Annotated in this window: 8 protein-coding genes and 1 pseudogene; all 9 read left to right on the top strand. The window is 53.7% G+C overall.

The window, feature by feature from the left end; translation table 11 throughout:
* A pseudogene (locus ACOTYN_RS24940) lies at positions 1 to 120 on the top strand (phosphomannomutase); the annotation flags it as partial.
* A gap of 45 nt (positions 121 to 165) precedes the next feature.
* Positions 166 to 1,560, top strand: coding sequence for an undecaprenyl-phosphate glucose phosphotransferase (wcaJ, locus tag ACOTYN_RS24935; RefSeq protein ID WP_058691074.1), 1,395 nt, complete (start codon positions 166 to 168; stop codon positions 1,558 to 1,560).
* Between the two features lies 1 nt (position 1,561).
* Positions 1,562 to 3,040, top strand: a complete 1,479-nt coding sequence (gene wzxC / locus ACOTYN_RS24930; protein WP_332957491.1) for a colanic acid undecaprenyl disphosphate flippase WzxC — start codon at positions 1,562 to 1,564, stop codon at positions 3,038 to 3,040.
* A gap of 17 nt (positions 3,041 to 3,057) precedes the next feature.
* Complete coding sequence (gene wcaK, locus ACOTYN_RS24925) at positions 3,058 to 4,338, top strand: colanic acid biosynthesis pyruvyl transferase WcaK (RefSeq protein ID WP_023330878.1); 1,281 nt, start codon at positions 3,058 to 3,060, stop codon at positions 4,336 to 4,338.
* Positions 4,335 to 5,555, top strand: coding sequence for a colanic acid biosynthesis glycosyltransferase WcaL (gene wcaL / locus ACOTYN_RS24920; RefSeq protein ID WP_071922055.1), 1,221 nt, complete (start codon positions 4,335 to 4,337; stop codon positions 5,553 to 5,555). Before wcaK ends, wcaL begins: the two co-directional genes overlap by 4 nt.
* Before the next feature lie 12 nt (positions 5,556 to 5,567).
* A complete protein-coding gene (gene wcaM, locus ACOTYN_RS24915; RefSeq protein ID WP_071922056.1) occupies positions 5,568 to 6,959 on the top strand; it encodes a colanic acid biosynthesis protein WcaM in 1,392 nt (463 codons plus the stop codon).
* Between the two features lie 176 nt (positions 6,960 to 7,135).
* Positions 7,136 to 8,032, top strand: coding sequence for a GalU regulator GalF (gene galF, locus ACOTYN_RS24910; RefSeq protein ID WP_332957486.1), 897 nt, complete (start codon positions 7,136 to 7,138; stop codon positions 8,030 to 8,032).
* A gap of 595 nt (positions 8,033 to 8,627) precedes the next feature.
* The gene (gene cpsB / locus ACOTYN_RS24905; protein WP_071922057.1) at positions 8,628 to 10,064 is read left to right on the top strand and encodes a mannose-1-phosphate guanyltransferase; all 1,437 of its coding nucleotides are present in this window, start codon (positions 8,628 to 8,630) and stop codon (positions 10,062 to 10,064) included.
* A gap of 108 nt (positions 10,065 to 10,172) precedes the next feature.
* Positions 10,173 to 11,100: colanic acid biosynthesis phosphomannomutase CpsG (cpsG, locus tag ACOTYN_RS24900; RefSeq protein ID WP_421634786.1), on the top strand; the 928-nt coding region annotated here is incomplete at its 3' end.

Here is an 11,100-nt window from a genome sequence, read left to right as displayed (position 1 = left end):
CGCTTTAACCTGCGCTCCTCCAATACCGAGCCGGTGGTGCGCCTGAACGTGGAATCCCGCGCGGATACGGCGCTGATGGAAGCCCGAACGAAGGACATTCTGGCGCTGTTGAATCAGTAACAATTGCCCCTCCGGGAGGAGGGGAAACCGAATACAGGAACAACGATGACGAATCTAAAAAAACGCGAACGAGCGAGAACGAATGCATCGTTAATCTCTATGGTGCAGCGTTTTTCTGATATCACCATCATGGTCGGCGGACTGTGGGCGGTGTGTCGGATCGGCGGGCTGCCGTTTTTATATATGCATCTGCTGATGGCGCTGATTGCGTTGGTCGTGTTTCAGATGATCGGCGGGATGACCGATTTCTACCGCTCGTGGCGCGGCGTGAAAATGACTACCGAACTGATGCTGTTGCTGCAGAACTGGACCCTGAGTCTGATCTTCAGCGCGGGCCTGGTAGCGTTCAGCCATGATTTCGATAATCGCCTCGTGACCTATCTCAGCTGGTATCTGCTGACCAGCGTCGGCATGGTGGTGTGCCGCTCCCTGATCCGCTTTGGCGCGGGCTGGCTGCGTAACCGCGGTTATAACCGTCGCTTTGTGGCGGTGGCAGGGGATTTACCGGTTGGAAGGGTTCTGCTCGAGAGCTTCCGCAAAGAGCCGTGGTTAGGGTTTGAAGTGGTGGGCATTTATCACGACGCGAAACCGGGCGGCGTGCCGTCGGACTGGGCGGGGAATTACGCCCAACTGATTGAAGACGCTAAAGCCGGAAAAATTCACAACGTTTATATCGCCATGCAGATGAAAGACGAATCCCGCATTAAGCAGCTGATGCGCGAGCTGGCGGATACCACCTGCTCGGTGATCCTCATCCCGGATGTGTTTACCTTCAACATTCTGCATTCCCGTATTGAAGAGGTGAACGGCGTGCCGGTGGTACCGCTGTACGATACGCCGTTGTCGGGCATTAACCGCGTGCTCAAGCGCGTGGAAGATATCGTGCTCTCTTCGCTGATTTTACTCCTCATCTCCCCGGTACTGTGCTGCATCGCTCTGGCGGTGAAGCTGAGCTCCCCCGGCCCGGTCATTTTCCGTCAGACCCGCTACGGCATGGACGGTAAGCCGATCATGGTCTGGAAATTCCGCTCTATGAAGGTGATGGAGAACGACAAGGTGGTCACCCAGGCGACGCAGAACGATCCGCGCGTCACCCGCGTAGGTAACTTCCTGCGTCGCACCTCGCTGGACGAGCTGCCGCAGTTTATCAATGTCTTTACCGGCGGCATGTCGATTGTTGGCCCCCGTCCGCACGCCGTGGCGCACAACGAGCAGTACCGCTCGCTGATTGAAGGCTACATGCTGCGCCATAAGGTGAAGCCGGGCATCACCGGCTGGGCGCAGATCAACGGCTGGCGCGGTGAAACCGACACGCTGGAAAAAATGGAAAAACGCATCGAGTTCGATCTGGAGTACATCCGCGAGTGGAGCCTCTGGTTCGATATCAAGATTGTTTTTCTGACCATTTTCAAAGGCTTCGTGAACAAAGCGGCGTACTAAGATGAGCTTACGTGAAAAAACCATCAGCGGCGCCAAGTGGTCAGCGATGGCGACCATCGTCATCATTGGCCTCGGTCTGGTGCAGATGACGGTGCTGGCGCGCATTATTGATAATCACCAGTTCGGCCTGCTGACCGTCTCGCTGGTGATTATCGCGCTGGCCGACACGCTGTCTGACTTTGGTATTGCCAACTCGATTATCCAGCGTAAAGAGATTAGCCATCTCGAGCTGACCACGCTCTACTGGCTGAATGTGGGGCTGGGTATTTTCGTATTTGTGCTGGTCTTTCTGCTGAGCGGTACTATCGCCAGCGTGCTGCACAACCCGGATCTCGCCCCGCTGATGCGCACATTGTCCTTTGCCTTCGTGGTGATCCCACACGGGCAGCAGTTCCGCGCGCTGATGCAGAAAGAGCTGGAGTTCAACAAAATCGGCATGATCGAAACCAGCGCCGTGCTGGCGGGCTTTACCTTCACTGTGGTCAGCGCCCATTTCTGGCCGCTGGCGATGACGGCCATCCTCGGTTACCTGGTCAACTCCGCCGTGCGTACGCTGCTGTTTGGCTATTTTGGCCGCAAAATTTATCGCCCGGGGCTGCATTTCTCTCTCGCGTCCGTCTCGTCTAACCTGCGCTTTGGCGCGTGGCTGACGGCGGACAGCATCATTAACTACGTGAATACCAACCTCTCAACACTGGTGCTGGCACGTATTCTTGGGGCGAGCGTCGCGGGGGGCTACAACCTGGCCTATAACGTTGCGGTTGTACCGCCGATGAAGCTGAACCCGATTATCACCCGCGTCCTGTTCCCGGCGTTTGCCAAGATTCAGGATGATACCGAAAAGCTCCGCGTTAATTTTTACAAGCTGCTGTCCGTGGTAGGGATCATTAACTTCCCGGTGCTGCTGGGATTAATGGTGGTCTCGAGCAACTTCGTACCGCTGGTGTTTGGCGAGAAGTGGAACGGCATTATCCCGATCCTGCAATTGCTCTGCGTGGTGGGGCTGCTGCGCTCCGTGGGGAATCCGATTGGTTCGCTGCTGATGGCGAAGGCACGGGTGGATATCAGCTTCAAGTTCAACGTGTTCAAAACCTTCCTGTTTATTCCGGCAATTATCGTCGGCGGCCATATGGCGGGCGCCATCGGCGTCACGCTGGGCTTCCTGCTGGTGCAGGTCCTCAATACCGTTCTGAGCTACTTCATCATGATTAAGCCGGTGCTGGGCTCCAGCTACCGTCAGTACATTTTGAGTCTGTGGCTGCCGTTTTACCTCTCACTGCCAACCCTGGCTGTGAGCTACGGTCTGGGCATTATCCTTCGCGGCCATCTGCCGCTGGCCGCACTGCTGGCGGTGCAGGTGGCCGCCGGCGCGCTGGCATTTGGCGTGATGATTGTGCTGTCACGCAATGCGCTGGTGGTCGAAATGAAGCGCCAGTTTTGCCGTAACGAAAAAATGAAAACGCTGCTTCGCGCAGGCTAGTTATTTAAGAGGCCATTATGAAATTATTAATTCTTGGCAACCATACCTGCGGCAACCGTGGCGACAGCGCCATCCTGCGCGGTTTACTGGATGCAATTAACACCCTTAAGCCTGAGACCGAAGTGGACGTGATGAGCCGTTATCCGGTCAGCTCATCCTGGTTACTGAACCGCCCGGTAATGGGCGACCCGCTCTACAGCCAGATGAAACAGCATAACAACGCCGCAGGCGTGATGGGGCGGGTGAAGAAAGTCCTGCGTCGTCGCTACCAGCACCAGGTGCTGCTTTCCCGCGTGACGGATACCGGCAAGCTGCGCAACATTGCGATTGCGCAGGGCTTTACCGATTTCGTGCGGCTGCTGTCCGGCTACGACGCGATTATTCAGGTTGGCGGTTCGTTCTTCGTCGATCTCTACGGCGTACCGCAGTTTGAACATGCGCTCTGCACGTTTATGGCCAAAAAGCCGTTGTTTATGATTGGCCACAGCGTCGGACCTTTCCAGGATCCGCAGTTTAACCAGCTGGCGAACTATGTCTTTGGGCACTGCGACGCGCTGATCCTGCGTGAGTCGGTGAGTCTGGATATGATGAAGCGCAGCGAAATTGACACGTCTAAAGTAGAACACGGCGTGGACACCGCCTGGCTGGTGGATCATCAGGATGACAGCTTCCAGGCAAGCTACGCGGTACAGCACTGGCTGGACGTGGCGGCGAAACAAAAAACGGTCGCCATCACGCTGCGTGAACTGGCTCCCTTTGATAAACGGCTAGGCACCACCCAGGCGGCGTATGAGAAAGCCTTTGCCGACGTGGTAAACCGCGTGCTGGACAGCGGCTATCAGGTACTGGCGCTTTCCACCTGTACCGGCATCGACAGCTACAACAAAGATGACCGCATGGTGGCGCTGAACCTGCGCAACCTGGTTAACGATCCGTCCCGTTATCACGTTGTGATGGATGAGCTGAACGACCTTGAAATGGGCAAGCTGCTCGGCGCCTGTGACCTGACCGTCGGCACCCGCCTGCATTCGGCCATTATCTCCATGAACTTCGGTACGCCGGCCATCGCCATTAACTACGAACACAAATCCGCCGGGATTATGCAGCAGCTTGGCATGCCGGAAATGGCCGTGGATATCCGTCATCTGCTGGATGGTTCGCTTGGTGCGATGGTGGGGGACACGCTGGGTCAACTGCCCGCCATCAACGAACGGCTGGCCGTGGCGGTGAAAGCCGAGCGCGAGAAGGGCATTGGCATGGTGAAATCGGTACTTGACCGCGTACGGGAGGGGAAATGAAGGTTGGTTTCTTCTTACTGAAATTTCCGCTGTCGTCCGAGACCTTTGTGCTGAACCAAATCACCGCGTTTATCGATATGGGATATGACGTGGAGATTATCGCCCTGCAAAAGGGCGATACCAAAAATACCCATGCGGCCTATACCCAGTATGGGCTGGAGGCGAAAACCCGCTGGCTGCAGGATGAGCCTTCCGGGAAATTGAGCAAGCTGCGCCACCGGGCCAGCCAGACCTTACGCGGGATCCATCGGCCGGCGACCTGGCGGGCGCTGAATGTTTCCCGCTATGGATCGGAATCACGCAATTTAATTTTGTCCGCCATCTGCGGGCAAACGGCGCAGCCGTATCGTGCCGATGTGTTTATCGCCCACTTCGGCCCGGCGGGTGTCACTGCCGCGAAACTGCGTGAACTGGGGGTGATAGACGGCAAGATTGCGACTATTTTCCACGGAATCGACATCTCAAGCCGTGAAGTATTGAACCACTATACGCCAGAGTATCAGCAGCTTTTCCGCCGCGGTGACATGATGCTGCCCATCAGCGATCTGTGGGCCGGACGCCTGAAAAGTATGGGCTGCCCGGGTGAGAAGATTGCCGTTTCGCGCATGGGCGTCGATTTAACGCGCTTTACGCGTCGTCCGGTGAAGGTGCCGGGAAAACCGCTACAGATCATCTCTGTGGCGCGTCTGACCGAAAAGAAAGGTCTGCATGTGGCCATTGAGGCCTGCCGTCAGCTAAAAGCACGCGGGGTGGCGTTCCACTATCGCATTCTCGGCATTGGGCCGTGGGAACGTCGTCTGCGCACGCTTATCGAACAGTATCAGCTGGACGATGTCGTGGAGATGCCGGGCTTTAAGCCGAGCCATGAAGTTAAGGCCATGCTCGATGAGGCGGACGTGTTCCTGCTGCCCTCCGTGACGGGCGCCGATGGTGACATGGAAGGCATTCCGGTGGCGCTGATGGAGGCGATGGCCGTGGGTATTCCGGTGGTATCGACCCTGCACAGCGGGATCCCGGAGCTGATTAAATCTGACCATTCCGGCTGGCTGGTGCCGGAGAATAACGCGATGGCCCTTGCTGACCGGTTAGCGGCCTTCAGCGACATCGACCAGCAGGCGCTGGAGCCCGTGCTTCACAATGCCAGACAAAAAGTAGAAACCGATTTTAACCAGCAGGTGATAAATCGCCAGTTAGCGAGCCTGCTGCAAACGCTGTAACGCCGAGGTTGTATGCTGAAAACGATTACCCGACGCACTTTTGTCTCTTCTCTGTCCGTTCTGGCGGCCACGCCGCTGCTGTCGTCCCGCCTCGCGCGGGCGGCAGGTGGAAAGACGGTCTCAGTTAATCAGTACAATAACAACGACTGGATCGCTGCCTTTAAGCAGGCGTTTAAAGAAGGTGACATCGTCGTTGTCCCGGCGGGACTCACCTGCGAAAACATCAATACGGGCATTTTCATTCCTGACGGTAAAACGCTGCTGATCCGCGGGGCGTTAACCGGCAACGGGCGCGGCCGCTTTGTTCTGCAGGAAGGCTGCAAGGTCATTGGCGAAGGGGCAGGGCGCACGGAGAACATTACGCTCGACGTTCGTGGCTCAGATTGTGTGATTAAAGGGCTGGCAATGAGTGGATTTGGCCCGGTAACGCAGATCTACATTGGCGGTAAGAAACCCAAAGTGATGCGCAATTTGCTGATTGATAATATCAGCGTGAGCCAGGCTAACTACGCTATCCTGCGTCAGGGTTTTCATAACCAGATCGATGGGGCCCGTATTACCAACAGCAAATTCAGCCACCTGCAGGGCGATGCGATTGAGTGGAATGTGGCGATCAATGACCGCAATATCCTGATCTCCGATCACGTCATCGACAACATCAACTGCACCAACGGCAAGATCAACTGGGGTATCGGTATTGGCCTCGCCGGGAGCACCTACGACAACGACTATCCTGAAAAACAGACCGTTAAGAACTTCGTGGTGGCCAACATCACCGGCAGCAACTGTCGCCAGCTGGTGCATGTTGAAAACGGTAAACACTTTGTTATCCGCAATATAAAGGCCAAAAATATTACCCCCGACTTCAGTAAAAAGGCGGGAATAGATAACGCCACGGTAGCTATTTATGGCTGTGATAATTTCATTATTGATAATGTCGATATGGTCAATAGTGCCGGAATGCTAATTGGCTATGGGGTCATTAAAGGCGATTATTTGTCCATTCCCCAGAACTTCAAGCTAAACAATATTCATCTGGATAATCGCCAGCTTGCGTATAAGCTGCGCGGAATCCAAATATCATCCGGCAATGCCACCTCCTTTGTAGCGATCACCAACGTCGAGATGAAGCGCGCGACGCTTGAGCTGCACAATAAGCCGCAGCATCTGTTCTTACGTAATATCAACGTGATGCAGGAGGCTGCTATCGGTCCTGCGCTGAAGATAAACTTTGACTTACGTAAGGATGTGCGGGGCAAATTTATGGCCAAAGATGAGACCCTGCTGTCACTGGCGAACATAAAAGCGGTGAATGAGAAGGGGCAGAGCTCGGTGGATATTGACCGGGTGGACCAGCAGGTGGTGAATGTGGAAAGGCTGAACTTTGCACTTCCGCGCAAATAATCGACGATCGTCTGTTTTGAGACTATTCCTGGCACAAAAGCGCGATCGAATCAGATTACAACTACAGAAATTTGTGATGCTGAGGCGTAACATTACCTCAGGATTACGGCAAATCATGCTGGCGAAAACAGGTTTAAGAGCTATAATTCGTCAACCATTTTAAGGTGGAAGAAATAATGATTAATTTGAAAGCAGTCATTCCGGTAGCAGGCCTGGGCATGCATATGTTGCCAGCCACAAAAGCCATTCCTAAAGAAATGCTGCCGATCGTCGACAAACCGATGATTCAATACATCGTCGACGAGATTGTTGCTGCAGGGATCAAAGAAATCGTCCTGGTTACGCACTCGTCCAAGAATGCGGTTGAAAACCACTTCGACACCTCTTACGAACTCGAAGCGTTGCTTGAGCAGCGCGTCAAACGCCAGCTGCTGGCGGAAGTGCAATCTATTTGTCCACCTGGCGTGACCATCATGAACGTGCGCCAGGCGCAGCCGTTGGGGCTGGGCCACTCCATCCTGTGTGCCCGTCCGGTTGTCGGTGATATCCCGTTCATCGTTGTTCTTCCGGACATCATCATTGATACCGCGTCTGCCGATCCGCTGCGCTACAACCTGGCGGCCATGGTGGCGCGTTTCAACGAAACCGGTCGCAGCCAGGTACTGGCAAAACGCATGAAGGGCGATCTCTCTGAGTACTCTGTGATTCAGACGAAAGAAGCGCTGGAGACGGAAGGGCAGGTGAGCCGCATCGTTGAGTTCATCGAAAAACCGGATCAGCCGCAGACGCTGGACTCCGACCTGATGGCGGTGGGTCGTTATGTTCTGAATGCCGATATCTGGGCGGAACTGGAAAAAACCGAGCCAGGTGCCTGGGACCGTATTCAGCTGACTGACGCGATTGCTGAACTGGCGAAGAAGCAGTCTGTGGATGCCATGCTGATGACGGGTGACAGCTATGACTGCGGTAAGAAAATGGGGTATATGCAGGCGTTTGTGAACTATGGGCTGCGTAACCTGAAGGAAGGGGCGAAGTTCAGAAGCCGGATTGAGAAGCTGCTGGCTAACGACTGATATTCCTTTTTGTCTTTTTGAATAAGCGGCAGTTATCATTTGGCTATGTCAAACATAACCAAAATGGTAACTGCCGTTTTTTATTATTAATTTTAGCAATAACATGCAGTTATCTGATTCAATTGTGGGCTGATTTGTAACGATTTGTGCTTGTTTCCAGGGCCATTTAGGACGACAATTAACGGCAGTTTTCGAGTTGTCCAGTGCCGGCGATAGTCCAGTGTCAGACAACGAAATTAGAACTTTCCATTCTCACTCAGTGCACTGGTAGCTGTTAAGCCAGGGGCGGTAGCGTGCCTGATGAAGAAATCATTTTATTCATTATAGTCTGCAAGAATAAATTTTTTCAGCCATAATCATCGATATTCTTTTATAAAGAAAAATTAATAATCGTTAGTTAACGCAACTATTGCGATGTTTTTCAATTTAACATTTATATTATTCTTTCCATTATAACTCATGCCGTATTGAGTGATTATGTAATTCAATTAAATTATTATCATATTATAAAAGGGCTTTTGCTAGTCTAATATTATATTAACCTTATCTTTCAGGGTAAACGTTATAACTTTGAACCTTAGAATGAGTTAACAAAATGAATCACAGAAAAATTTTTCCAGTAATTATGGCTGGTGGAACAGGTAGTCGTCTGTGGCCACTGTCCCGCGTTCTTTATCCCAAACAATTCCTGCGCCTGAAAGGCGATCTCACCATGCTGCAAACGACAGTTAACCGTCTGCACGATTTGGCATGTAATGATCCGATTATTATATGCAATGAGCAGCACCGTTTTATCGTTGCCGAGCAGCTGCGCCAGCTGAACAAACGCACAGAAAACATCATTCTGGAGCCTGCCGGCCGTAACACTGCACCCGCTATCGCCCTGGCGGCGCTGGCGGCAAAACGCAGCAGCCCTGACTGCGATCCTTTGATGCTTGTGCTGGCGGCTGACCACGTGATTCAGCAGGAGGATGCCTTCCATAACGCGGTAAGGGGAGCTATTCCTTACGCTAAAAGTGGCAAGCTGGTGACTTTCGGTATCGTGCCGGATATGCCTGAAACCGGATATGGATACATTCGTCGTGGTGAAGCTCTTCTTGGTGCCGATGAGATAAAAGCTTTTGCAGTAAGAACATTTGTAGAAAAGCCTGATATTGAAACTGCTAACGATTACGTTTCAAGTGGTGAATATTACTGGAATAGCGGTATGTTCCTGTTCCGCGCCGGGCGATATCTTGAAGAGCTGGAAAAATACCGTCCGGACATCCTGAGCGCCTGCGAGAAAGCGATGGCGGTGGTGGATCCGGATCTCGATTTTATCCGCGTGGACGAAGAAGCATTCCTCGCCTGTCCGGAAGAGTCCATTGACTATGCGGTCATGGAACGTACGGCGGATGCTGTGGTGGTCCCGATGGATGCGGGCTGGAGTGATGTCGGTTCATGGTCTTCTTTATGGGATGTTAGCGACAAAACTCGTGAGGGAAATGTTTGCAGTGGAGATGTGATTGCATTGAACTCTGGCAATAACCTTATTTTGTCAGATACGAGTTTAATTGCCACAGTTGGTGTGCATAATCTAGTTATAGTTCAGACCAAAGATGCGGTGCTGATCGCTGACCGTAACGCCGTGCAGGACGTTAAAAAAGTGGTTGAGCAAATCAAGGCCGATGGCCGACACGAGCACCACATTCACCGCGAAGTCTACCGCCCATGGGGCAAGTATGACTCCATCGACTCCGGCGATCGCTATCAGGTGAAGCGTATTACCGTGAAGCCGGGTGAAGGGCTGTCCGTACAGATGCACCATCATCGCGCCGAGCACTGGGTCGTGGTGGCGGGAACCGCAAAAGTCACCATCGACGGCGAAATCAAACTGCTGGGCGAAAACGAATCCATCTACATTCCGCTGGGGGCCACGCACTGTCTGGAGAACCCGGGGAAAATTCCGCTCGATTTAATTGAGGTGCGCTCCGGCTCGTATCTGGAAGAGGACGATATCGTTCGCTTCCAGGACCGCTACGGGCGAGTATAGCACTCCGCATAATGCCCGGTGGCGCTGCGCTAGCCGGGCCTACGAATGAAAAAAAATAATTTAGCCTGTTAACGGGCTGGCCGACTGTTGCCTGAAAAAGGGGTCATCATGGAAAAATTAACCTGTTTTAAAGCCTACGATATTCGCGGCAAGCTGGGCGAAGAGCTGAATGAAGATATCGCGTGGCGCATTGGCCGCGCCTATGGCGAATACCTGAAGCCGCAGACCATTGTGCTGGGCGGCGACGTGCGTCTGACCAGTGAATCCCTGAAGCTGGCGCTGGCGAAAGGGTTGCAGGACGCGGGCGTGGACGTGCTGGATATCGGACTTTCCGGGACCGAAGAGATTTACTTTGCCACCTTCCACCTGGGCGTGGACGGCGGTATTGAAGTGACCGCCAGCCACAACCCGATGGACTACAACGGCATGAAGCTGGTGCGCAAAGGTGCGCGTCCTATCAGTGGCGACACCGGCCTGCGCGACGTGCAGCGTCTGGCGGAAGCCAACGATTTCCCGCCGGTAAACGACGCGAAACGCGGCAGCTATAAGCAAATCAACCTGCAAAAAGAGTATATCGATCACCTGCTGGGCTACATCAACGTGGCGAACCTCAAGCCGCTGAAGCTGGTCATCAACTCCGGTAACGGCGCGGCCGGCCCGGTGGTGGATGCCCTGGAAGCTCGCTTTAAAGCGCTGAACGTGCCGGTGACCTTCATCAAAGTGCACAATACCCCGGACGGCAACTTCCCGAACGGTATTCCTAACCCGCTGCTGCCGGAGTGCCGCGACGACACCCGTAACGCGGTGATTGAGCACGGCGCGGATATGGGCATTGCCTTTGACGGCGATTTCGACCGCTGCTTCCTGTTCGACGAGAAAGGGCAGTTCATCGAGGGCTACTACATTGTCGGCCTGCTGGCGGAAGCGTTCCTTGAGAAAAAACCGGGTGCGAAAATCATTCATGACCCGCGTCTTTACTGGAACACCGTCGATGTGGTGTCAGCGGCAGGCGGCACGCCGGTGATGTCCAAAACCG

It is taken from the genome of Enterobacter cloacae complex sp. IR5458, assembly GCF_049238025.1.
Classification (GTDB): Bacteria; Pseudomonadota; Gammaproteobacteria; order Enterobacterales; family Enterobacteriaceae; genus Enterobacter; species Enterobacter kobei.
This window is presented reverse-complemented; position numbering and strand designations above follow the sequence as displayed.